Source organism: Pseudomonas sp. Marseille-Q5299 (genome assembly GCF_943737035.1).
In the GTDB taxonomy this organism is placed as follows: domain Bacteria; phylum Pseudomonadota; class Gammaproteobacteria; order Pseudomonadales; family Pseudomonadaceae; genus Aquipseudomonas; species Aquipseudomonas putida_E.
Map to the genome: position 1 here is coordinate 91,604 of NZ_CALSFR010000012.1, position 23,476 is coordinate 115,079.

The following is a 23,476-nucleotide window of genomic DNA, read 5'->3' on the forward strand; positions in this document are numbered from 1 at the left end:
TCCTCGGCCAGGTCAGACGATGGGGTCATGTACGGTCACCAGCTTGGTACCGTCAGGGAAGGTGGCTTCGACCTGCACGTCATGGAGCATCTCGGGAACACCGTCCATGACCTGATCGCGGCCGATCACTTCGCGGCCCAGGCTCATCAGCTCGGCTACCGTGCGGCCATCACGGGCGCCTTCGAGCACGGCGGCACTGATCAGCGCCACCGCCTCCGGGTAGTTGAGCTTCAGGCCACGGGCCAGGCGCCGTTCCGCCAACAGTGCGGCGGTGAACAGCAGCAGTTTGTCTTTCTCTCTCGGGGTTAGCTCCATGGCGCTCTCTCAGGTGGCCCAGATGCGCGGCGGGCACGCCGGCAGGCCGAGAACGGCCGGCCGCAGCACGTGCCAGAGGCGCTGCAGGGTGTGTTGCAGATGTTGGTTGTCGTGGTCCAGCAGGCGAATCACCAGCAGCGAACCCAGCAAGGTGGCGCCGGCGGGCGTTTTCAGTTCCTCAAGCAGAGGCCGCACCCTTTCCAGCACGGATGGGTCTGCCGGGGACGCACAGAAGGTAGCGAGCAACGGGTGGCCGCCGAGCTTGTCGAGCTGGCCACCGGTGAGGCGCAGGCGTTCGCACAAGCCAGGGTCATCGGGCAACTCGATGCTCAGACGGCTGTCCAGCGCGCCCTGATCGAATCGTTCGCCCATCACCGGGCGGCCCAGGCACAGCGTTTCCCAGGCCAGCAGGCGGGCACCGGGCTCAAGGGTGAAGCGGCTGTCGAGGCTGGCGCGAGCACCGGAAAAGAAAATGCTGTCCTGGGGCAGCCACTCCAGGGTGCTGCCCGCTTGCAGATGGAAACGTTGGGTCAGCCACGCGGTTGGGCCGATACTTCGATAAAACTTGCTGGCGCCGGGCATGGTCAGCAATGCATGGCTGCCAGGCTCTAGCTGAATATCCAGCTCCAGGCGGTCACCGGCAACGATGCCCCCTGGCGGGTGCAGCACATAGACGTGGCACGGCGCACCTTCCGGGTAGAACGGTCGCTGCACCAAAAGCGGGCCGAAATGTCGGCGCGCACCAAGACGAGTCACACCACCACGCTCGACAAAGCGCAACTGCAGGTGGGCACTCCAGCCTGCATCCTGTTCAGATTGTTCGACGCGCTCGGCCAGCAACATCCTATAGCCCCTGATATCCACGGCCTGGCGGCCGTTAAAAGGATCACCGCCGCGCACTGACGTGCTGCAGGCTTGACCACTCGATCAAATTCGATTGGCTGGGATATAGCAGTTTGCGGGCCAACTACGCAGGTGAAGCCACATGAAACATATTGCGCGAGGCTCTGGCGTGGGGCATGCCGGGTCATGACGCACGACACGAGGGCACTCACCAGCCCTGTTTCGGTGCTCGAATCAGCCAGGGTATTGCGCCGCGAACAAGACAGTCCGCCGTGACAATCAGTAGACTGGCAATCCACTTGAGTACCGCCCACGGCCAAGGAACAGCCATGCCTCTCGCCCCAGCCATCCCCATCCTGCGCATTTTCTCGGTCGAAAAGGCCAAGGAGTTCTACCTCGATTTCCTCGGCTTCACCCTGGACTGGGAGCACCGCTTCAGCCCGGACCTGCCTTTGTATGCGCAAATCCACCGCGACGGCCTGGTCCTGCACTTGAGCGAGCATCACGGCGACGCCTGCCCAGGTTCGACGGTGTTTGCCCGTACCGATGAACTGCTGGCGCTGGAACGTGAACTGCTGGACAAACAGTACAGCTACGCCCGCCCTCAGGCCGAGCGTGTCGACTGGGGCCTGCAGATGCAGATACGTGACCCGTTCGGTAACCTGTTGCGTTTCTGCCAGCAGATCGATGACGAGGCCGCGCAATGAAAGCATTGGGCAAACGCGAATTGGCGCGCCTTGAGCGTGAACTGGTGGCGTGCCTGACCGACGCCTGCGAAACGGCCAAGGCGCAAATCATCGGGTTCAGCTGGCTGACCCATCGCCTGGACCCTGATCAGTTCCCTGCCAGCTTGCGCATTACCTGGGTATTCGAGCGCGAGGTCGACAAGGCCGCAGCGCTGGCGGGTGATGCGAAGGTACGCATGCTCAAGCTGACGGCCCAGGCGCTGGACGAGGCAGGTATAAGGCTGGATCACCCAGCATGGCATGTGCGCTTCGACAGTGAAGAAGCCTGCGAACGAAGCCACGCAGGCGACTGGAACAAGCGCTTGCAGGGGCGTTGAGGCCAACCGGCGAGCGGTGATTTACCTCCCCTCGCCTTTGCGCTAGGCTCTTGCATCTCACTACAGGAGGTATTCGTCCAATGCGCCATTGATGCCGCCGTCCCTTCGACGGCCAGCCTTCAGCCTCTGGTTTGCTCCGGAGATGTCGCGGCATGAGTGGAGTTGTGCATGACGAATACGTCGTTCTTGACGCTGGACAGCGTCTCCCTGGTTTTGCCCAATGGCAAGCCACTGTTTACCGACCTCAGCGCGTGTTTTGACCAACGCCCAACCGGCATGGTCGGGCGAAATGGCGTGGGCAAAAGCCTGCTCGGGCAGATACTCGCCGGCCAGCGGTTGCCCAACAGCGGCCGCTGCTCGCGCCATGGCAGGGTTCATCACCTGGACCAGCAAGTGATCCGGCACAGTGCCACCGTCGCCGATCTAGCCCAGGTCGGGCAGGTGATCGCTGCGTTGCAGAATATCGAAAAAGGTAGCATCGACCTTTACGATTTCGACACGGTGGGCGATCAATGGGACATTCGTGAGCGGCTGCACATCCTGCTGGATCGCCACGGCCTGGGTCACCTCACCCCCGATTACCCCGCTACCGACCTCAGCGGCGGCCAGGCTATGCGCGTCGCCCTGCTCGGTGCCTGGCTCAGCGATAGCGATTACCTGATCCTGGATGAGCCCAGCAACCACCTGGACAGCGAAGGCCGCGCTCAGCTCCTGGCCATGATCACGGCTTGGGACCGGGGCTTGCTGGTTATCAGCCATGACCGTAGCTTGCTCGAACACATGTCGCGCATCGTCGAACTGTCGAGCCTTGGCTTGCAGGCATTCGGGGGGCCTTACAGCTTCTATGCCCAGCGCAAGGCCGAACAGCGCGAACAGGCTCAGCAACAACTGGTCCGCGCAAAGCATGAGCACCAACTCACCGCCAAAACGTTGCACGAACAACGGGAGCGCCTTGAACGCCACCAGTCACGTGCCAGCCACCACGCCAAGAACGCCAACCAGGCCAAGATACTCATCGACCGCCAGCAGCAACGTAGCCAGGCCACGGCTGGCAAACAGCGTCGCGATCACAACGATGCCCTGCAGGCCCTGCAAACGCAGGTGCAGGAAGCGGCGCGCCAGGTAGAGCGCGACAGCGCGATCATTCTTCATGCGCCGACACCTCAATCGCACCCTGGTCGCGAAGTGCTGGCACTGCAGGGGCTTGTGCTGCCTCGCGGCAGTACCGAACCGATCGACCTGCGCCTTTGCCTGGGCCAACGGCTCGGACTGGTCGGTCCCAACGGCAGTGGTAAGTCAACACTCCTTCAGGTGCTGTGCGAAGCGCTGCCCATCCAGGCCGGCAGCGCTCGGATGAGCGGCGAAGTCGCGATGCTCGACCAGCACTGCAGTTCATTACCTGGGCAGCAGACCGTTCTGGCACACCTGCGCGAGGCTAACCCGACACTGCCATCCGGCGTTCTGCGCATGCGGCTGGCTCAACTGGGCCTCGATGCCGCACGCATCGAGCTGCCCAGCAGTTTGCTCAGCGGCGGCGAGCGGCTCAAGGCAGCGCTGGCTGGTGTGCTTTATCGCAAACGCGGCGTGGACCTGCTGTTGCTCGATGAGCCCGGCAACCATCTGGACCTGCCGTCGCTTGAAGCGCTGGAGGCCATGCTACGGCAGTTTCAGGGGGCGATGCTGGTGGCTTCCCATGATTCAGTGTTTCTCCAGCAACTGGCGCTGGACGCTTACCTGCACCTGCCATCGGCGTCACCATGATCCAGATAGCCGCCAATTCGTGACTGGCCGTTCCCGATCCGCAGCGGATGTATTATCGTGGCGAGGTGCGCATATAACAGCAGCCCGAGCGATCGGGCACTTGCAAGACAATCGAGGGTGTCATGAGTAACGAAAGCATTAACTGGGACAAGCTGGGTTTCGACTACATCAAGACCGACAAGCGCTACCTGTCCGTATGGCGCAATGGTGAGTGGGACAAAGGCACCCTGACTGAAGACAACGTGCTGCACATCAGTGAAGGCTCCACTGCCCTGCACTATGGCCAGCAGTGTTTCGAAGGCCTGAAGGCTTACCGCTGCAAGGACGGCTCGATCAACCTGTTCCGCCCTGACCAGAACGCCGCCCGCATGCAGCGCAGCTGCGCCCGCCTGCTGATGCCGCACGTGCCGACCGATGTGTTCATCGAGGCCTGCAAGCAAGTGGTCAAGGCCAACGAGAAGTTCGTCCCGCCACACGGCAAGGGTGCCCTGTACCTGCGCCCGTTCGTGATCGGCACCGGCGACAACATCGGCGTGCGCACCGCCCCCGAGTTCATCTTCTCGGTATTCGCCATCCCGGTTGGCTCGTACTTCAAAGGCGGCATGAAACCGCACAACTTCCAGATTTCCAGCTTTGACCGCGCCGCCCCGCAAGGCACCGGCGCCGCCAAGGTCGGCGGCAACTATGCGGCAAGCCTGCAGCCAGGCGCTGAAGCCAAGAAGGCCAACTTTGCCGACGCCATCTACCTCGATCCGCTGACCCACACCAAGATCGAGGAAGTCGGTTCGGCCAACTTCTTCGGCATCACCGCCAACAACGAATTCATCACGCCGAAATCGGCCTCGGTACTGCCAGGCATCACCCGCCTGTCGCTGATGGAACTGGCGTCCTCGCGCCTGGGCCTGAAGGTGATCGAAGGCGATGTCGAAATCAACAAGCTCGACCGCTTCATCGAAGCCGGTGCATGCGGTACCGCCGCAGTGATCACCCCGATCGGTGGCATCGAGTACAACGGCAAGCTGCACGTGTTCCACGACCTGGAAAAGGTCGGCCCGGTCACCCAGAAGCTCTACAACGAGCTGACCGGTATCCAGAGCGGCGACGTCGAAGCGCCGGCGGGCTGGATCGTCAAGGTCGCCTGAGCCATCGCGCCACGCTGAACCACGGGGCATGTCAGACGCTGGCATGCCCCTTTTTTTGGCTGAGCGTTCCGGCCCCATCGCCGGCAAGCCGGCCCACAGGGATTGCGTCATCTTTAGACGTTGAGCAAGACAGTTTGCCCCGCAGCAAACGAACTGCAGCCAGATGAATTTTTCTTAAATTCCCGGCAGTCTATTCTTTGGCACAATCAAGCCTCCACTAGACGCCCAGGAACCAGCATGCCACGCGTACTGACCATCGAAGACGACGCCGTCACCGGCCAGGAAATCGTCGCCGAACTCACCAGCCACGGTCTGGAAGTGGATTGGGCTGACAATGGCCGTGAAGGCCTGGCCAAGGCCATCGGCGGCGGCTACGACCTGATCACCCTGGACCGCATGCTGCCAGAGGTCGATGGCCTGACCATCGTCACCACCCTGCGCAACCTGAAAATCGCAACGCCCATCCTGATGATCAGCGCGCTGTCCGACGTCGATGAGCGTGTGCGAGGCCTGCGTGCCGGTGGCGACGACTACCTGACCAAGCCATTCGCCTCCGACGAGATGGCCGCACGGGTGGAAGTGCTGTTGCGGCGCAATAGCGTGCCGATGACCCAGACCCGACTGCAGGTCGCCGACCTGCAACTGGACCTGATCAGCCATGAGGCCCGCCGCGGCGAACAGACGCTCAACCTGCTGCCCACCGAGTACAAGCTGCTGGAGTACCTGATGCGCCATAGCGGCCAGGTGATCACGCGGATGATGATCTTCGAGGAAGTCTGGGGCTACCACTTCGACCCTGGCACCAACCTGATCGATGTGCATATCGGCCGCCTGCGCAAGAAGATCGATGCCCCCGGGCAGTCGCCGCTGATCCGTACCGTACGGGGCTCCGGCTATGCCATTGCTGAACCCGTCTAAGGGCTGGAGCTCCTCGACCAGCCGCCTGCTGGCGCTGTACAGCTTCCTCTTCGTGGCCTGGAGCAGCATCCTCATGGGGGTGCTGTACTTCGAGGTGTCCAGCTACCTGAACAAGCTGACCCGCCACTCCATGCTGCAGCGCCAGCACCTGTTCGCGCACATGAGCGGCAAGCAGCTGGACGACGCGCTGATCGCCAGCCAGGCGTTCGAGGAGCGCGCCTTTGATGCCTACGGCCTGTTCGACGCCCAGCTCAACCCGATCGGCGGGCGTATCCGTGCAATTCCGCCGGAACTCGGCCTGGACGGCAAGGTGCATGAACTCGAGCGGTGCCTGGACGCCGATGACCCGCACATGCCGCGTGACAGCTGCGACGCGGTGGCAATCAAGGTTCAGGACGGCCGCTGGCTGGTACTGCTGCGCGACAACGGCTCGTTGTTTGTAGTGACACGCATCATCCTGCACGCCTTGCTATGGGGCATCTCGCTGACCCTGATCCCAGGCTTCGCCGGCTGGTACCTGCTGCGCCGCAGGCCTTTGAAACGCATTCGGGCCATACAGGCGCAGGCAGAGCTGATCGTCGCCGGCGACCTCACCCACCGCCTGCCGCTGTCGGCCCGCCGCGACGAGCTGGACATGCTGGCCGCCATCGTCAACGCCATGCTTGACCGGATAGAACGGCTGATGCATGAGGTCAAGGGCGTGTGCGACAACATTGCCCACGACCTGCGCACACCACTCACCCGCCTGCGTGCACAGCTGTACCGCATCCGCCAGCAGACCGGGCTGGACTCGGCACAAGCCGAGGCACTGGACCAGGCCATCGGCGAAACCGATACCCTGATGGCACGTTTTCGCGGCCTGTTGCGCATCAGTGAACTGGAGGATCGCCAGCGCCGCGCCGGCTTCGTTCAGCTGGACCCGCGTGAGCTTCTGGTGGAGTTGCACGATTTCTACCTGCCCCTGGCCGAAGATGGCGGTATCCGCCTGCACCTGCAACAGCCTGAGCATTTGCCGGCGCTGCATGGGGACCGTGAATTGCTGTTCGAAGCGCTGGCCAACCTGGTGGGCAATGCCATCAAGTTCACGCCAGAAGGTGGCCAGGTGGCCATTACGGCTACGCAGGACGAAGCAGGCGTGCATATCGCTATCGAGGACAGTGGGCCTGGGATTGCGGAAGAAGAGCGCACTGCCGTGCTGAAGCGCTTTTATCGCAGCGAGGAAGGCCACCGCCACCCGGGGTTCGGGCTGGGTTTGTCGATCGTTGCGGCGATCGTCGACCTGCATGGGTTTGGGCTGGAGGTGGGTGACAGTGAGCTGGGTGGGGCTAAGCTGGTGTTGCATTGCGCGTTGGCGGGGTTGCCCAGGTAAAAGCGGGGGCTGCTATGCAGCCCATCGCCGGCAAGCCGGCTCCCACCACGACAGCACAACCTTCAAGCCCTGCGCAATACCTGTCCCCGGCTTGCCGGCTCTCACTACGACCGCGCAACCTTCAAGCCCTGCGCACTACCTGTGGGAGCCGGCTTGCCGGCGATGGGGCCGCAAAGCGGCCCCTTCACATCATCAGTCAGCCAGACGCCAGGTAGTCGCGCCCTTGCTGTCCTCCAGCACCACACCCATGCCGGTCAGCTGGTCGCGGATACGGTCGGATTCTGCCCAGTTCTTATCGGCACGCGCCTGCAGGCGCGCCTGGATCAGTGCTTCCACTTCAGCCGCATCGACCTTGCCCTCGGCCCCTGCACGCAGGAAGTCATCGGCCTCCAGCTGCAGTACACCCAGCACATCACCCAGCTCACGCAGGCGACCGGCCAGGCCGGCAGCCGCATCCGGGTCGCTGTCGCGCAGGCGGTTGATTTCGCGCACCAGGTCGAACAGCACGGCGCAGGCTTCGGGGGTGCCGAAGTCGTCGTTCATCGCCACGCTGAAGCGCTCGACGAATGCCTCACCACCCTTGGCCGCCACACGTGGCAAGCCACGCAGCGCGTGATAGAAGCGCTCCAGGGCGCCCTTGGCATCACGCAGGCTGTCTTCGGAGTAGTTGATGGCACTGCGGTAGTGGCTGGCCACCAGCAGGTAGCGCACCACCTCCGGGTGATACACATCGAGCACGTCACGGATGGTGAAGAAGTTGTTCAATGACTTGGACATCTTCTCGCCATTGATGCGGATCATGCCGCAGTGCATCCAGGCGTTGGCGTACTGCTTGCCGGTCGCCGCTTCGCTCTGGGCGATTTCGTTCTCGTGGTGCGGGAACTCCAGGTCGCTGCCGCCACCGTGGATGTCGAAGCTCTCGCCAAGGCAGCAGGTGGACATCACCGAGCACTCGATGTGCCAGCCCGGACGGCCTGGGCCCCAGGGCGAATCCCAGTACGGTTCGCCCGGCTTGACGCCCTTCCACAGCACGAAGTCGAGCGGGTCCTGCTTGGCCTCGTCGACCTCGATGCGGGCACCGATGCGCAGGTCCTCGATCTTCTTGCGCGACAGCTTGCCATAGCCGACGAACTTGCCGACCCGGTAGTACACGTCGCCATTGCCCGGCGCGTAGGCGTAGCCCTTGTCGATCAGGGTCTGGATCATCGCGTGCATGCCGGCGATATGGTCGGTGGCACGCGGTTCCTGGTCCGGTTTGAGGATGTTCAGGCGCCGTTCGTCCTCATGCATCGCATCGATCATGCGGGCCGTCAGCGCGTCGAACGTTTCGCCGTTCTCGTTGGCCCGGTTGATGATCTTGTCGTCGATGTCGGTGATATTGCGCACGTAGGTCAGCTCATAGCCGCTCTTGCGCAGCCAGCGGGTGACCAGGTCGAAGGCCACCATGCTGCGGCCATGGCCCAGGTGGCAATAGTCGTACACGGTCATGCCGCACACATACATGCGCACCTTGTTGCCATCGAGCGGCTTGAAGACTTCCTTGGTTTTGCTCAGCGTGTTGTAAATGGTAAGCACGGTGGTTCCTTAGCTGCCCCAGGAGTCACGCAGGGTGACGGTGCGGTTGAACACCGGGCGGCCCGGCTGGCTGTCCTTGAGGTCGGCGCAGAAGTAGCCTTCGCGCTCGAACTGGAAGCGGTCTTCAGGCTGCGCCTGGCCCAGCGACGGCTCGGCACGGCAGCCGGTCAGCACTTGCAGCGAGTCCGGGTTGATGTTGTCGAGGAAGCTGGCGCCCTCCTCGGCCTTTTCCGGGTTCGGCGAGCGGAACAGGCGATCGTACAGGCGCACTTCGCATTCGACACTGGCGTCTGCCGGCACCCAGTGGATCACGCCCTTGACCTTGCGGCCCTCGGGGTTCTTGCCCAGTGTGTCCGGGTCGTAGGAGCAGCGCAGCTCGACGATGTTGCCCTCGGCGTCCTTGACCGCTTCGTCGGCGCGGATCACGTAGCTGCCGCGCAGGCGCACTTCACCGGCCGGTTCCAGGCGCTTGTAGCCCTTTGGCGGCTCTTCCATGAAATCGTCGCGGTCGATGTACAGCTCGCGGGCGAAGGGCAGCACGCGCACGCCCATGTCTTCCTTGGGGTGGCGCGGCAGCTCGAGCTGCTCGACCTGGCCTTCAGGGTAGTTGGTAATGACCACCTTCAGCGGGCGCAGCACGCACATGGCGCGCGGCGCGGTGCGGTCGAGGTCGTCACGGATGCTGAATTCGAGCATCGACATGTCGACCACACCGTCGGAGCGGTTGGTACCGACCATCTCGCAGAAGTTGCGGATCGAGGCCGGGGTGTAGCCGCGACGGCGGAAGCCCGAGAGGGTCGACATGCGCGGGTCGTCCCAGGCGCTGACGTGCTTCTCGTCGACCAGCTGCTTGAGCTTGCGCTTGGAGGTGATGGTGTAGTTCAGGTTCAGGCGGCTGAACTCGTACTGACGCGGATGCGCCGGTACCGGCAGGTTGTCCAGGAACCAGTCGTACAGCGGCCGATGGCCTTCGAACTCCAAGGTGCAGATCGAGTGGGTGATGCCTTCGATGGCATCGGACTGACCATGGGTGAAGTCGTAGTTGGGGTAGATGCACCACTTGTCACCGGTCTGGTGGTGGTGGGAATGACGGATGCGGTACAGGATCGGGTCGCGCAGGTTCATGTTCGGCGAGGCCATGTCGATCTTGGCGCGCAGCACGCGCTCGCCATCCTTGAACTCGCCGGCCTTCATGCGCGCGAACAGGTCGAGGTTCTCTTCGACGCTGCGCTCACGGAACGGGCTGTTCTTGCCTGGCTCGGTCAGGCTGCCACGGTAGGCCTTGGCCTGATCAGGGGTCAGGTCACAGACATAGGCCTTGCCACGCTTGATCAGTTCAACGGCCCAGTCGTGCAACTGGTCGAAGTAGTTCGAGGCATAACGCACGTCGCCGGCCCAGTCGAAGCCCAGCCATTTGACGTCGCGCTGAATGGCATCGATGTACTCCTGGTCTTCCTTGGCCGGGTTGGTGTCGTCGAAGCGCAGGTGACAGACGCCGCCGAACTCCTTGGCCAGGCCGAAGTTGACGCAGATCGACTTGGCATGGCCGATGTGCAGGTAGCCATTGGGCTCCGGCGGAAAACGAGTGACGATGCTGCTGTGCTTGCCCGAGTCCAGGTCGGCCTGGATGATCGGCCGCAGGAAGTTCGCAGGGACGGCGGGGGCGCCTTTGGCAGCGGCGTTGGGCGCGTTGTCGGCAGTGGGCTTGCTCATAGGATCCTTGAATGCACGTGTCCGGCCTGGGTAGGCCGATTGAATCAAAGGGCCTATCATAGCCGAAGCAGTCAAGCTGCTGACAGCCAGGCTCGGACAAACTGCCGTGATTTTATCGCAGCTTTTTGTCGCGGCCTGGCAAAATGGCCAGTGCGCGCCATGTGTCGCGGTCGCCCGATCCTGCGTCAGGTGACTACAGGCGCACTGCGCACCCTAATTCCCGAATGCCTTGAAAGAGCGAATTCCAGCATGTCCAAAGTCAAACTGACCACCAACCACGGCGTTATCGTCCTGCAACTGGACGCCGAGAAAGCGCCGCTCACCACGGAAAACTTCGTTCAGTACGTCAAGGACGGTCACTACGATGGCACCGTGTTCCACCGTGTGATCAAGGGTTTCATGATCCAGGGCGGCGGCTTCGAGCCGGGCATGAGCCAGAAGAAAACCCGCGCCAGCATCCAGAACGAAGCTGACAACGGCCTGAAGAACACCAAGTACAGCATTGCCATGGCCCGCACCATGGAGCCGCACTCCGCCTCGGCCCAGTTCTTCATCAACGCCTCCGACAACGACTTCCTCAACCACAGCGGCAAGAACACCCAGGGCTGGGGCTACGCGGTATTCGGCGAAGTGACCGAAGGCCGTGAAATCGTCGACGCCATCGAAAAGGTCGCCACCGGTTCCAAGGCTGGCCACCAGGACGTACCAAAAGACGACGTGATCATCGAGAAAGCCGAGATCGTTGAGTGATACTGCTGATCTCTGATCTGCATCTGCAAGAAGAACGCCCGGACATTACCCGGGCGTTTCTTGATCTGCTCGACGGCCGCGCACGCCATGCCAAGGCGCTGTACATCCTCGGCGACTTCTTCGAAGCCTGGATCGGCGACGATGCCATGACGCCGTTCCAGCAGTCGATCTGCCAGGCCGTGCGCCAGCTTAGCGACAGCGGCACCGCCGTGTACCTGATGCACGGCAACCGTGACTTCCTGATTGGCGAGGCTTTCTGCAAGGCCGCCGGCTGCACCCTGCTGGCCGACCCCTGCGTGATCAGCCTGGGCGGCGAGCAGGTTTTGCTGATGCATGGCGACACCCTGTGCACCCGCGACATCGGTTACATGAAAATGCGCCGTTATCTGCGCAACCCGTTGAGCCTGTGGATTCTGCGGCACTTGCCGCTTGCCACCCGGCAAAAGCTGGCGCGCAAGCTGCGTAACGAAAGCCGTGCACAAACGCGCATGAAGGCCACCGAAATTGTCGATGTCACACCAGAAGAAGTACCAGCGGTGATGGCGGCACATGGCGTGAAAACGCTGGTGCATGGCCACACTCACCGGCCGGCGATCCACAAGCTGGTGGTGAACGGGGAGCCTGCCCGGCGCATCGTGCTGGGCGATTGGGACCGTCGCGGCTGGACCCTGCAGGTGGATGCGCAGGGCTTTCAGCTGGAGCCGTTCGAGTTTTCCTGAAACTGATAGCTTCGCCATACCGGCCTCATCGCCGGCAAGCCGGCGCCTACAGGTACGCCACTATCCTTGATACCTGTGGGCCGGTTTGCCGGCGATGAGGCCGGTACAGGTTTGTAACTTAAGGCTGGCTCGCCACTGCCCCCTTGTCCCGCTCACTGATCACATACTGCCGATACTCGGGGTCAGCCTTGATTTGCGCCTCGGTGAACGGGATGTGCGCCAACTGCTTGGCCGAGAACGCTTTGGTCTGGTCGCTCGCATGCGCCGATGCGGCTTCGCTGGACTGCGAGAAGGCCAACAACCCGCGCGCCTGGGGCCCCTTATCGGTGAAGCTGACCAGTTGCAAGTAACTGGTGCCACTGACCACCAGCCGCTTGCCCGGCCCATGCGGGACGCTGTAGATCGCGTTATACACCCCCAAGCCCTGCGGGCCGCCCGGCACCGGTGTGCCATCGGCCGCCTGCTGGATCTGCCCCCAACGGCTGTCTTCAGCAACGCCGGCTTTGGCTACCTGCTGCAGTGAGGCCAGCGCCGCTTCGCGCAGCAACTTGCGCACCGCCGCCTGCTCCACTGCCAACCCACGCGGCGTGTGTTGCGGGTCTGCCGGGTCGAAGGCCACACGCCAGCTTTGCGGATACCTGGCCAAGGCGTCGACGATGTTCTGGAAGTGCACCAGGCCAATGCCGCTGTTCAGGTCAGCCTTGCCATCCCAGCTCGCCAGGCTCGTACACAGTGCCTGCAAATCGGCCTCAGCGCCTTTGCACCATTGCAACAAGTCTGGAAGCACCAGGCTGGCCAGGTAGACCTCGTCATCCATCACCATACGCTGCAGGTCCTCCATACCCAGCTTGGCCTTGCCTTGCAGGCGCTCCAGCGCGAAGCGCCCGCGCATGCCCAAGGGCTGGTCGCTGCGGCTGATCAGCGGCGAGTACCCCGTCAACGGCTGGGCGGGGTTGGTCATCCATGCCGGATCGTTGGAGCTTTGCACAAAATCGTTGCGCGCAAGGCTGGGCAACAGATGCGCCGGGAAGATGCCAGGCTGCGCTGCCTGTGCATCGACCTTCCACTGGCAGGCGCTGCGCGAACCGTCGAGCACCACCAGCGGCCCTTGCGCCGCCGGGTTGCTGCACTGGCTCAGCAACTGCTGGTCCACATAAGGCACCACCGACTGGTTAAGGTACAACGCCTGGCCACCGGCATCGACGGCCAAGGTATTGACCCAGGGGATGCCCTGCAACTGCTCGACCGAGCCCTTCAGTGCCGCCAGGCTATCGGCACGGTTGATGCGATACCACTGCTGCAGCACGCGGGTATTTTCCAGATTCGCGTCGCGCAGGCTGTAGGCCGCTTTGCTGTCCCAGTCCAGGCGCCCTGGCCACTGCACCACGGGCCCGAAGCTCGAACTGTAGACCTGGCGCTGCACTTGGCTCAGCGTGCCATCCTCAGCCTTGACCGTGACACTCACAGCCTGGCGCGTCAGCGGCAGGGACTTGCCATCGAGCAGGTAGCGGGTCGGATCCTTGGGGTCCAGTTGCAGTCGGTAGAGGGTGAAGTGTTTGGACGTATCGACCGTGTGGGTCCAGGCCAGGTGACGGTTGAAACCGATGTTCACTACCGGCAAGCCAGGCAGTGCGGCGCCCATGACGTCCAGTCGGCCAGGGATGGTCAGTTGCATCTGATAGAAGCGCATCCCGCCCATCCAAGGGAAATGCGGGTTGGCCAGCAACAGCCCGCGGCCGTTGGCCGAACGCTCCGCACCCACTGCAACGGCGTTGCTGCCGCGCTCCGAAGCGAAGCGCTGTTGCTGGGCAAGTGCCTCGCCAAACGTGGGCGCTGCCTGCTGGCTCGCCAACTGCGGCGGCCGGGCAGCCGCCAGCGCTTCGGCGAACTGGCCCAACCCACCCTCAGCCAGCAGACGGCGGGTCAGCTTGACCAGGTCCAGGCTGGTGATCGGCCGCAACCACTGACCATCCCCGCACTCTGCCGGCAGCCCTTGGCTACGACGCTCGGCCAAGGCGCGGTTGAAACCACTGGCATAGCCCTCCAGCAAATCACGCACCTGAGCAGGTTGGGCCTGCAGGAAGCTGTTGACCGCAGTCGGCGTATTGAACCAGGTGAAGAACAGGTCGCTGGTCAGGTTATCGCGCTGCTCGAGGGTTTTGCCCTGCGCGCCAAAAAAGCGCGAACGTTCACCGTTGACCGTCAGCACTTCATTGGCCAGCAGGCACAGATTGTCTTGGCCATAGGCATAACCGATGCCGTAACCCAGGCCGCGCTCATCCTTGGCCACGATATGCGGCACGCCGAAACTTGTACGGCGAATTTGCGCAGTGGCATCAGACTTGGGTTCCAACGCCTGCGCGGCCATGCTGGAGACAACCAGCGCGGCCGCAAGGCCAGCGCAGGTCATGGGACGTGAAATTGAGAGCACGGGCACTCCTCGGCTTCTGGGATCATTCCCAATCAGACGAACGCCCACATGAAAATTTTACGCACAAGGAGAAACAGATTCGTCTTCATGAGACCGGCAGAGAATCTTTTTTTTGCGCAAAGGCTGCAGATTCTCCGTTCTCATTCGTCCTAGTAAGTGAGGCACCCATATTTCGGGAAAGTCCACGAAAAGGAGCATTCACATGTACAACCCGCAATCCTCACTTCAGACCGGGCGAACCCCGGCCAAAGCGGCCAATGGACAGGACGCCTGCGGGGAAGAGCGTGTCGGCAACGAACAGATCCGCGAGTTGCTGCGCACCTATGGGCTGCGTACCAGCCTGATTCGTCTCAAAGTGATCGACGCCCTGCACAGCGCCGGCCGCTCCGGCCGCAGCATTGGCGTGCGCGGTGTGCACGCGCATCTGGAACAACTGGATATTCCGCTGTCGTTTCTCAGTGTGCGGGAGGTGCTCAAGCGGCTGTGCGCAGAGGGCGTGATCAACCTGGGCAACGACAAGTGCTACAGCCTCAACCCGCAAGCGCGCGCCGTGCTCGAGCAACCCTCTGCACGCTGAGCGCATGGCCGGCCATACCTGGCCGGCCGGTACGGGTCAGGGCTTGACCTTGCGCCGCAGGATCCCGTTGATCACGACCACCACTACCGCAATGGCGATGGCCAGCAGCTGGAAAGTCTGTTCACTGATGGTGCCCTGTTTTTGCAGATGTGACAGGCCCAGCATGAGGCCCAGCACCACCAGGATGATAAGAATCGAATATTTGAGGCGCTGCACGTGTGTCATCGATAGTTCCTTGCAACATCGGGGGCAAATGGCTCGCAACGAGCCGGGCCAATGATACAACGCCCATGGCTTTCGGCGCTGCATTTCCTGCTTAGCGTGGCACCTCAAGCCTGAAAGCATTGGCCTCCCTACCGCCCATGCTGGAGGCTCCATGCTCAAGCCCGCCCTGCTCATTCTGTTGTTACTGCCCTCTCTCCCCACCCACGCCCTGGATATCCGCCAGATACCACCTGAGCAATTGCTCAAAATGGGCCGCGAACTGGCGGACTACGCCGGCAGCAACCAATGGCAACAGTTATGGCATCGAACAAGGGCAGCCGGGCACCTGCTCGCAAGGCCCGGCCACGCCCATTTCACAATCGAGCAGCCGCAGTTGCCAAGGCTCGCCTACGAAACCTTGGCCAACGCCGGACAAGTCGAAGCAGTGGGCAAGACCCTTGCGCTCTATCGCCGATCCTTCCCCGGTAAAGTGCTGGGCCGGCACGATAAGCAATCTCTCAGTGCCCTCTGCCTCGTGGTCGACTGGCGCAGTCTGCCTCAAACAATGGCCGATTGGCCCCACGCCTACCTGCGCAACGTGAGCTTGATGCATGTTTACCCCTGCGGTTGAGGGTACTGGCACCCAGTTGCCTCACGGAAAAGTGCCCCCCTGAGTATCAACGGCTGTAGGGCAACGCCAGAGCGATGTCCTACAACACGCGAAATCGTTGCCTTCAAATCTTGCTCCCCGAGGCTACAACAGCTGGACCACTTGGCGCCTAGCGACGTTATTCGTCACTCACTGACAATCCTCTCACGCCAACGACAGAACGCCGATGGTAATCGCTGACCCGCCATTGCGGCTCATCAAAGCATCGCGCCCCATCTACCGCGAGGGAGCACCACATGGAATTGCCAGATCTCACAGCCATCGACATCAGCCTTCTGCCGCACTCGTTGCAGTCACTGATCGAATGTATCGGCATAGAAAACGCCTACCAACTGACCTGCGCCTTCGGCGGAAGGCCCAAATACATCCCCAAGCATCGTGAGCGCACCAAGCTCGCCGACGTGCTCCCTGGCGAAGCTCTGGACGCCCTGATCAAGCGGTTTGCCGGTGTAGCACTGGAAATCCCCAAGCCAGACCACTTCCTGCGGCAGTTGCGCAACCTGCAAATCCAGAAAGAAAGCGCTGAAGGGCTGTCACGCAGCCTGCTGGCCGACAAGTACGGCCTGAGCCTGCGCCAGATCGGCAATATCCGTCGCCAGGAGCCTTGCACGCGCTGACGACCCCCACCCGGCCGCATTGACGGCCGTATTTGCATCATCCAACAGAGAAAGAGAATCCAGCAATGTCCCTAGACAACAGCCTTATCGGATCGGTCATCAACGCCTTGCCCATGGACCGTATGATCGCCGGGCCGCTACAAGCCATGGTTCAGGCTCAGGTCACTGCGAGCAAATCCTATGCGGACTTCCTCATGCAGGTCTGCGTACAGGATGGCAAAGCGGTTGCCATCCAGTTCGACTATGACGAGACCATCGTCAACGAACAGGGCGAATACAAAGGCGTCGTCAGCAAGTCCATGAAGGTCCCGCTGCTGGCGGCCATTACCCACCCGAACATTGTCATTGAAGAAGGCAAGGTCGAGTTCGAACTGACCATCAGCCAAGCGGCCGAGGATTTCAGTGAGTCCAGCAAAGGTGGTGACATGGCCGCCTCGCTGGGCTGGGGCCCTTTCAAGCTGGACATGAAGGGCAGTATCAGCCACAAGTCCACGCAGACCCGCAAGTCCGATACCCGTGCCCGCTATGCATTCAACACCACCTTGCGCCGCCAGGATCCACCAGAGGCGGTGATGAGGGTCATCGATTTCCTCACCGATGCTGCCACCAAACCGACGGTGGTACCCAACTCGACCCTGATAAGCACGGATGCGATTTCCGATGCTGACGTACTGAAGGACGATACAGCGAGCACCGCCTCTGCAGGTGCCACCACTCCCTGATCCTTCGCCCTGTCTCAAAATGTCCGCCTCGCTGAACACAGCGGGGCTCCCCGTGTACCAAGGAGACAAGTGAGTGGACAACCACCCTGCCCCCATGACCGCGATTGACCTGCGGGATATCACCCGTGGCCTGCAGGAAGCCGCTGCGGCAACCAATAGCCTGATTGCCCAGCAGTACATCAATCTGTTCGATCACTTTTTCGACATCGATCCGCAGGCGCTCGGGGCTCCTATGAAAGCCAAGATGGTCGAGGTCGCCATGGACGACAAGCATGTGATACGCGTGCCGTTGTTCGCCCTGGTTTCACCCAAGGGGCTGGCTCTGGAGCGCATGCAGGTCGACCTCTCTGTGCGGGTCAATGGCACGGAGGCGCTGCGTGCGATGCAGGCGAATGAGGAGGCCGGCGGCGCTGCGGCCTTCAAGGTCACCATTGGCGCCCAGGGCCGCCAGGGGGAAACGCGAGACCCGGACGAGGTACAGATCCGCATGCAGTTTCAAGCCAGCGAGCCACCCGAGGCGCTCAACCGGCTGATCGAGGAATATACCAAGCTGATCAACCCCACCCGCAAGCCGCCCACTGCGCCTGCCCCTGAAACCAATGAGTTCATCGAGGCCGCCACCGTGCGGTGATGGCGCCCCTTCAGAAGTCGCGCTTGTAGAAAATATCCAGCGAACTGGCCAGGCCACTCGCCGCCTCAAGGTAGACCTTCTTGCTCAGCTTGTAGCGCAACGCAATGGTATTGGCCGGCTCGAACACCCCTACCCCATATCGCAAGCTCAGTTTCTCGGTCAGGTTACCGCTAGCCACCACACTGGTGGAGTTGCCCGAGCCCTCAGTGTCCAACTGGAAATCGTCAATACCCAGGCTTGACGCGAGGCTGCCGGTGATTCCTGCGCTGCCAGCCAGGCCCAGGCCCAGGGCCGCCTCGGCAAGCATGTTGTTGTCCTCGCCCGAAGTGCCCAGCGGTCGGCCCAGCACCAGGTAGGACAGCGCCTGTTCCTGGCTCATCGCCGGCTCCGAAAACACCTTGGTAGTAGGCTGCTCGGCACTGCCGCTCAGGCGAATACCGGCGATCACGTCATCAACTTGCCGAATGGCTTCGATGTCCAGGTAAGGCTGGTCGATGGGCCCGGCGAACAGCAAGCGCGCACGGCGAATGGTCAGGCGCTGACCGTAGGCGCGGTAGCGTCCGTCAGCCAGGCTCAACTCACCACGGGTGTCCATGTTGTCGCCGATGTGTACATGACCGAGCAAGTTGGCGGTAAGCCCAAAACCGCTGAACGACAGTTTGTCTTGCCCAACCTCTACATCAATGTCCATGGCCATCGCCATGGGCGTTTTGCCTTCCTCGGTCTGGTGGCCGACAATGACGGTGTCGTCCGATACTTTCACGGTCGATGGCGGCAGTTCGCGCACCGTGATCTTGCCTTTGGGCACCAGCACCTTGCCGGTCACCGCCAGTTTGTCGTCGATCAGGCGCAGGCTCAGGTCCGGCGCAACCTCAAGTGTTGCGTAGGGTTCGACGGTAACCGGCAACTGCTGGCCCTGCAGGCGCAGGTTCATGCCCAGGGCCTGGCCCCAGGTCAGGTCTCCGCTCAGCCGGCCACGGCCCGCCTCGCCACTGCGCCAACCACCGTTGAGCTGAACCTGCTCGCCAGCGATCAAGGCCTGCAGCGACAGGTCCTGCAAACTGACGGGCAGCTCAGCACCACTGACCTCGCCACCCCTGAGCATCAGGTTGCCGTTGACCTTTGGCGCCAGCAAGGTGCCGGACAATCGGCCACTGCCATTCAATTGGCCTGCCAGGCGCTCGACCATCGGTACGAAAGGCCGGGCAACCGACAGGTCCAGACCGGCGAGGCGGAAGTCACCCGACAGCGGCTTGTCTTTCCCCAGCGGGTCGAGACGGGCGTTCAGGCTCAACTCGCCGAGGCGCTCGCCACGGAAATTCAGCCGTGTATCGATGCGGCGAGGCGCCAGGGTGCTGTCCAGGCGCAGCGCCTGGTAAGGGAAATCGATCCAGCGCCCATTGTCCCGCACCCTCAGGGTGCCGCCACTGGCATCGATACGCACGACACCCTTGGGGCCGCTGGCTGGAATGTCCAGATTGACGTCAGCATTGAGCAGCCCCTGCCAGGCGAAATCCTTCGGCAGCCATTGGGCCAGGCTGTCCAGCGGGAACTGTTTGAGGTGATAACGCAGGCGTGGCTCTGGTGCCAGGCGTTGATCCTCGCCACACAGGCTGGCCTGACCGGAGCGCCAGCAGTGGGCACCGAAGTCCAGTTGGCCGCTGGCCAGGCGCTGCAGGCGGGCCGGCGCCTGCAACTGCCAGTCCTGGCCACCGGCCTGGACTCTGCCGCTGGCCAGCCGGCCACGCCAATCCCCCTTGTTCAACTGGCCGTCGAGCCCCAGGTCAAGCTTCAACTGCGGGCCATCGAGGCCCAGGGTCAGGGCTTGCTGGCGGATATCGCCCTTGCCGTTGGCCTGCAAGGTGCCCAACGCCGTATCGCCCAGGCGAATACCATTGGCCTTGAGGTTGATCACGCCACGCTGGGCGTTGTCCAGGCGTGCATTGAGGTCAAGCCGCTGGATACGGTTCTGCTCCTGCGCCAACTGCTGGCCTTGCAGGGTGAGGGTACCCTGGGGAGCGCTCAGCGTGCCGCTGACATCCAGCCGCCCTTTGGCCTGGCCTCGCAGCCCGGGCCACAGTTGCCCGAGCCGGGGCAGGTCGAGGTCGACACGCCCGGCCAGGCGCTGCTGCAGGCTGCCACTGCCGTTGATGCGGTTGTCACCCAACTGCACGGCCAGCGCACCGAGGGTCCAGTTCTGCCCGGCGCCTTCGGCCTGTACCTTGAGCATCGCAGGCTGGCCGCGCAGGCGGCCCTTTAGATCAAGCTGGGCATCGAGGGTGAGCTGCTCACCCTTCATTTCACCTTTGCTGCGCAACGGACCGGCCAGGGTACCGGGCAGTTCGGCGAGCCAGTAGGCGGGGTCGAGTGCCGACAACTGCAGGTCGACATCCCAGGCCAGGGTATCGGCAAAGCGCACCGCGACACTGCCGGCTGCCTTGCCTTGCCCGGCGGTCAGGGCCAATTGCGGCAGGCGCACCTGGCCAAGGTCACCCTCGAAAGGGCTGGCCAACGTAAAGGCTCCGGCTGGGCCGTCGAGGTCGCCATTGAAAGTACCCTGGTAACTGCCATCGCGGTATTGCACCTGCGCGTTGAAGCGCTTGAGCGTGACATCTGGCGGCGCGTCCAACGGGTACAGACGTAGCCACGGGAAATCCTGCCAGTCGAGCTGAGCATCGGCCACCAGGCCTTGCTGCCAGTCGGCGCTGGCCTGCAGCTTCACGTGCTGAGCGTCGCTGGCAGAAAGGTCCAACGCCTGAACGTTCGCCCCTTTGGCATCTACCTTGCCCTTGAGCAGCAGGGCGATCGGTGCCTGTTCTGCCGGCAGGCTGGCGCTACCAGACAACTGATAACCTTTGAGCAAATCGCCCTCGGCGTCGAGCTTGAGCTGATTGAGCTGCAGCGTGTCCGGCAGCGTTTGCGCGGGTTTGAAGGCATCGGAGCGCAGCTGCAACCTGGCTGGCAAGTGCTCGGCCAGTGCCTGCAACTCACCGGTCAGACGCGCGTTGAGATAACCGCTGCTGGTCGCATCCAGTTCAAGGGTTTTCTGCAACTCGCCTTTGGCGGTCAGTGCCAGTTGCCAGGCCTGCCCTTGCACCGCAGGCAGGTGCACCTGCCCCTGCAGTTGCACCGGCCAGTCACCCTCGGGTTGCAGATCGCCCTGCACATTCAATTGCAGGTCATCGCGCTGCAGTTGCAGGCTGTCGATCTGCAGCCCTGTGGCAGTCCAGTGCGCCGCCAGGTGAAGATCGCCGAGCAGGTCGCTGCCATCGAGGCGCACCTGGCCAACCTTGACGTCACCCAGCTCGATGGCCACCGGCAGCCGCAAAACCGGTAACTGCAGCGGCCCGCTGTCGGCAGGTTGTTCGCTCGGCGCGAACAGCATGTCGATACGCTGGGCATGCAGTTGATCGATGCACAGCGTTGCCCGCAATAAACAGCCAGGTGTCCAGTTCAGCAGCGGAGCCAGCACTTCGACGCGGTTGCCGCCGTCAGCCCAGGTCAATTGGCTCGCCTGCCACCTGCCCGCAAGGCGCCCTTGAAAGTTATCGACCTGCAGGCCTGGCACGCGCCCAAGTACCCAACGGCTGCCGCTTTCGGTACCAAGTAACGCTGCCAGCGCCAGAACAACCAGTAACACACTGCCAAGCAGGCCCAGCAGAATGAATTTGAACACACGTATCACAGCTCAGGCCCCATGGAGAAGTGCAGGCGGATACCACCGTCGTCATCAAGGGCCTTGGCCAGGTCAAGGCGCAATGGCCCGACCGGCGAAACCCAGCGCACGCCGATACCGACCCCGGTCTTGAGGCTCGGCAGCTCCAGCGTGTTGAACGAATTGCCCTGGTCGACGAATGTCGCCACACGCCACTTCTCGGTCAGCGAATACTGGTATTCGACGCTGCCTGCCACCAAGTAGCGGCCACCGATACGGTCGCCGTCGCTGTTCTTTGGCGACAGCGTCTGATAGTCGTAGCCGCGCACGCTCTGGTCACCACCGGCGAAGAAACGCAGCGATGGCGGGATGTTGTTCTTGTAACCGTTGGTGGCGCTGCCACCGAACTGCACCCTGCCGAGCAAGCGGTGGTTGTGCCCGAGCGTGGTCAGGCCCTTGAGCAGCACGTTGCCATGCAACAGGTTGGTGTCGGACACCAGCCCTTCCTTGGCCACCTGGGTATCGAACTGCAGGCGGTAGCCATTGTGCGGGTCGATGCGGTTGTCGCTGCGCAGGTAGGAGAAACTTACGCCCGGCATAAGCAGGTTGCTCAGGCCCGAATCGTCGCCAAGGCGATACTCTTCACGCTGGTACTTGAGCGAGATCACCCGTTGCCAGCCACTGGGCAGCTTGCTGTGCCATTCCGGCCCCACGGTCAGCAGCTTGCTGAGTGTGTCTGTACCGGCGATCTCTTCATTCTGATAGCCGCCAGCGAAACGCAACTTGTCGGTCAGGGGCGGGTCAAGGGGCACGTCGTACCACAGCCCCACGTTTTGCCGGGGGGCTGAAAGTTCTGTTTCCCAGCCGTAGCTGTGACCTTGGGGGTTGACCCAGTGGCGTGTCCAATTGGCTTTGCCGCGCGGCCCGACATCCGTCGAGTAACCCAGGCCCAGGCCTATTGTCCGCGGTTTGCGGGTATCGAGGCGCACGTCCACGGGGATTTGCTCAGCCACTGCGGCAGTGGGCGCAGCATCGACCCGCACACCCTCGAAATAGCCGCTGGACTGCAGGTCGTTGTTCAGCTCAGCGATCAGTTCGGAGTCGTATGGCGTGCCCGGTTCGAACGAGACCATGCGCTGCAGCAGTTCTTCGTCCAGCGGCGTGTCGCCACTGAACCTGACCGCACCCAAGCGATAGCGTGGGCCGCTCTGATACACCAGTTCGATATCGGCCACCCCGGCCTGCGGGTCGACGGCAAGGCGCTGGCGGCTGAAATGCCCACTGAAGAAGCCGTAGCGCGACGCCTGGTTCTGGATCAACCGTTTGGCGTCCTCGTACAGCCCATGGTTGAGTTGCTCACCGGCGCGCAGGGCTTTGCTGTCGGGTACGCGAAACGCTTTCATCTCGCTGGCAGGCCCTTCGATGCGCACGGTTACGTTGCGCAAGCGCACAGGCTCACCCGGGTCGATATGAAGGATCAGCTTCGCCGGTTGGTCGGCCTTGGCAGGCGGCCTGACCTCGCTATCGATCTGCGCCTGATAGTAGCCAAGCGCTTGCGCCGCTTTTCGCGCCTGCTCCTGCGCCCCGCGGCTGAAGCGCAAAAGCGCCTCTTCATCGCGGTCACCCAGGGTACCTATGTAGCCTTCGACATTGGCTTTGAGCGCTTTGTTGGCAGGGTTTACCTGCACAAGCAATTCGCTCTGCCCCCATGCTGTGAAACTGGCGGCCCAGAAAACCAGGCCCCAAGTCAGTCTTCCTGAATACGTCATGCGGCGCATGCTACCAGAGCCAGACGCTCAAG

Annotated in this window: 21 protein-coding genes; 13 read left to right on the plus strand and 8 right to left on the minus strand. The window is 62.5% G+C overall.

From position 1 onward, the window contains the following. Positions 1-12: 12 nt before the first annotated feature. Both NGJ21_RS24265 and NGJ21_RS24270 read right to left on the minus strand, forming a co-directional pair. Complete coding sequence (locus NGJ21_RS24265) at positions 13-315, minus strand: urease subunit gamma (protein ID WP_046787702.1); 303 nt, start codon at positions 313-315, stop codon at positions 13-15. A 9-nt stretch (positions 316-324) separates the two neighbouring features. Then, positions 325-1,158 carry an urease accessory protein UreD gene (locus NGJ21_RS24270; protein ID WP_115275019.1) on the minus strand — a complete coding sequence of 278 codons (834 nt, stop codon included), beginning with the start codon at positions 1,156-1,158 and terminating at the stop codon, positions 325-327. Between the two features lie 329 nt (positions 1,159-1,487). Here NGJ21_RS24270 and NGJ21_RS24275 point away from each other — a divergent pair, with 329 nt between their 5' ends. From NGJ21_RS24275 to NGJ21_RS24300, 6 genes are all read left to right on the plus strand, one after another. Next, a complete protein-coding gene (locus NGJ21_RS24275; RefSeq protein WP_115275020.1) occupies positions 1,488-1,865 on the plus strand; it encodes a glyoxalase superfamily protein in 378 nt (125 codons plus the stop codon). Further along, positions 1,862-2,221 (plus strand): hypothetical protein, encoded by a 360-nt coding sequence (locus tag NGJ21_RS24280; protein ID WP_119688939.1) that lies wholly within the window; start codon positions 1,862-1,864, stop codon positions 2,219-2,221. Before NGJ21_RS24275 ends, NGJ21_RS24280 begins: the two co-directional genes overlap by 4 nt. A gap of 168 nt (positions 2,222-2,389) precedes the next feature. Further along, entirely contained in the window at positions 2,390-3,982 is a 1,593-nt protein-coding gene (locus NGJ21_RS24285; protein WP_251962814.1) for an ATP-binding cassette domain-containing protein, read from the plus strand. Positions 3,983-4,104: 122 nt separating this feature from the next. Beyond that, positions 4,105-5,124 (plus strand): branched-chain amino acid aminotransferase, encoded by a 1,020-nt coding sequence (locus tag NGJ21_RS24290; protein ID WP_046787706.1) that lies wholly within the window; start codon positions 4,105-4,107, stop codon positions 5,122-5,124. 237 nt (positions 5,125-5,361) lie between these two features. Then, entirely contained in the window at positions 5,362-6,042 is a 681-nt protein-coding gene (locus tag NGJ21_RS24295; protein WP_046787707.1) for a response regulator transcription factor, read from the plus strand. Further along, a complete protein-coding gene (locus NGJ21_RS24300) occupies positions 6,020-7,411 on the plus strand; it encodes a sensor histidine kinase (protein WP_161871477.1) in 1,392 nt (463 codons plus the stop codon). Before NGJ21_RS24295 ends, NGJ21_RS24300 begins: the two co-directional genes overlap by 23 nt. A gap of 192 nt (positions 7,412-7,603) precedes the next feature. Here the strand turns inward: NGJ21_RS24300 and cysS are convergent, their stop codons facing one another. Beyond that, a complete protein-coding gene (cysS, locus tag NGJ21_RS24305) occupies positions 7,604-8,986 on the minus strand; it encodes a cysteine--tRNA ligase (protein WP_251962815.1) in 1,383 nt (460 codons plus the stop codon). Positions 8,987-8,995: 9 nt separating this feature from the next. Then, entirely contained in the window at positions 8,996-10,699 is a 1,704-nt protein-coding gene (locus NGJ21_RS24310) for a glutamine--tRNA ligase/YqeY domain fusion protein (RefSeq protein ID WP_251962816.1), read from the minus strand. A 249-nt stretch (positions 10,700-10,948) separates the two neighbouring features. Here NGJ21_RS24310 and NGJ21_RS24315 point away from each other — a divergent pair, with 249 nt between their 5' ends. Then, on the plus strand, positions 10,949-11,449 hold the full coding sequence (locus NGJ21_RS24315; protein ID WP_039603152.1) for a peptidylprolyl isomerase: 501 nt from the start codon (positions 10,949-10,951) through the stop codon (positions 11,447-11,449). Beyond that, the gene (locus tag NGJ21_RS24320; protein WP_046785432.1) at positions 11,446-12,168 is read left to right on the plus strand and encodes a UDP-2,3-diacylglucosamine diphosphatase; all 723 of its coding nucleotides are present in this window, start codon (positions 11,446-11,448) and stop codon (positions 12,166-12,168) included. The genes NGJ21_RS24315 and NGJ21_RS24320 overlap by 4 nt, the downstream gene beginning before the upstream one ends. A 118-nt stretch (positions 12,169-12,286) precedes the next feature. On the opposite strand, the gene pvdQ is transcribed toward NGJ21_RS24320, so the two are convergent. Beyond that, complete coding sequence (pvdQ, locus tag NGJ21_RS24325; protein WP_237858967.1) at positions 12,287-14,578, minus strand: bifunctional acylase PvdQ; 2,292 nt, start codon at positions 14,576-14,578, stop codon at positions 12,287-12,289. 223 nt (positions 14,579-14,801) lie between these two features. Here pvdQ and NGJ21_RS24330 point away from each other — a divergent pair, with 223 nt between their 5' ends. After that, complete coding sequence (locus tag NGJ21_RS24330; protein WP_115275028.1) at positions 14,802-15,176, plus strand: fe2+ zn2+ uptake regulation protein; 375 nt, start codon at positions 14,802-14,804, stop codon at positions 15,174-15,176. A gap of 36 nt (positions 15,177-15,212) precedes the next feature. On the opposite strand, the gene NGJ21_RS24335 is transcribed toward NGJ21_RS24330, so the two are convergent. After that, positions 15,213-15,401: a hypothetical protein gene (locus NGJ21_RS24335; RefSeq protein WP_012314261.1), complete on the minus strand. Its 189-nt coding sequence runs from the start codon at positions 15,399-15,401 to the stop codon at positions 15,213-15,215. 151 nt (positions 15,402-15,552) lie between these two features. Between NGJ21_RS24335 and NGJ21_RS24340 the strand changes: the two genes are divergently transcribed. From NGJ21_RS24340 to NGJ21_RS24355, 4 genes are all read left to right on the plus strand, one after another. After that, the gene (locus NGJ21_RS24340) at positions 15,553-16,011 is read left to right on the plus strand and encodes a hypothetical protein (protein WP_046785436.1); all 459 of its coding nucleotides are present in this window, start codon (positions 15,553-15,555) and stop codon (positions 16,009-16,011) included. Between the two features lie 275 nt (positions 16,012-16,286). Beyond that, positions 16,287-16,667 (plus strand): transcriptional regulator, encoded by a 381-nt coding sequence (locus NGJ21_RS24345; protein WP_115275031.1) that lies wholly within the window; start codon positions 16,287-16,289, stop codon positions 16,665-16,667. A gap of 65 nt (positions 16,668-16,732) precedes the next feature. Beyond that, complete coding sequence (locus NGJ21_RS24350) at positions 16,733-17,389, plus strand: DUF2589 domain-containing protein (protein ID WP_115275032.1); 657 nt, start codon at positions 16,733-16,735, stop codon at positions 17,387-17,389. A gap of 73 nt (positions 17,390-17,462) precedes the next feature. Continuing rightward, on the plus strand, positions 17,463-18,020 hold the full coding sequence (locus NGJ21_RS24355) for a DUF2589 domain-containing protein (protein WP_115275033.1): 558 nt from the start codon (positions 17,463-17,465) through the stop codon (positions 18,018-18,020). Positions 18,021-18,030: 10 nt separating this feature from the next. Here NGJ21_RS24355 and NGJ21_RS24360 read toward each other — a convergent pair whose 3' ends face one another. Together NGJ21_RS24360 and NGJ21_RS24365 are read right to left on the minus strand one after the other, a co-directional pair. Next, on the minus strand, positions 18,031-21,705 hold the full coding sequence (locus NGJ21_RS24360) for a translocation/assembly module TamB domain-containing protein (protein WP_115275034.1): 3,675 nt from the start codon (positions 21,703-21,705) through the stop codon (positions 18,031-18,033). Beyond that, positions 21,702-23,444, minus strand: coding sequence for an autotransporter assembly complex protein TamA (locus NGJ21_RS24365; protein ID WP_115275562.1), 1,743 nt, complete (start codon positions 23,442-23,444; stop codon positions 21,702-21,704). The genes NGJ21_RS24360 and NGJ21_RS24365 overlap by 4 nt, the downstream gene beginning before the upstream one ends. Positions 23,445-23,476 lie beyond the last annotated feature (32 nt).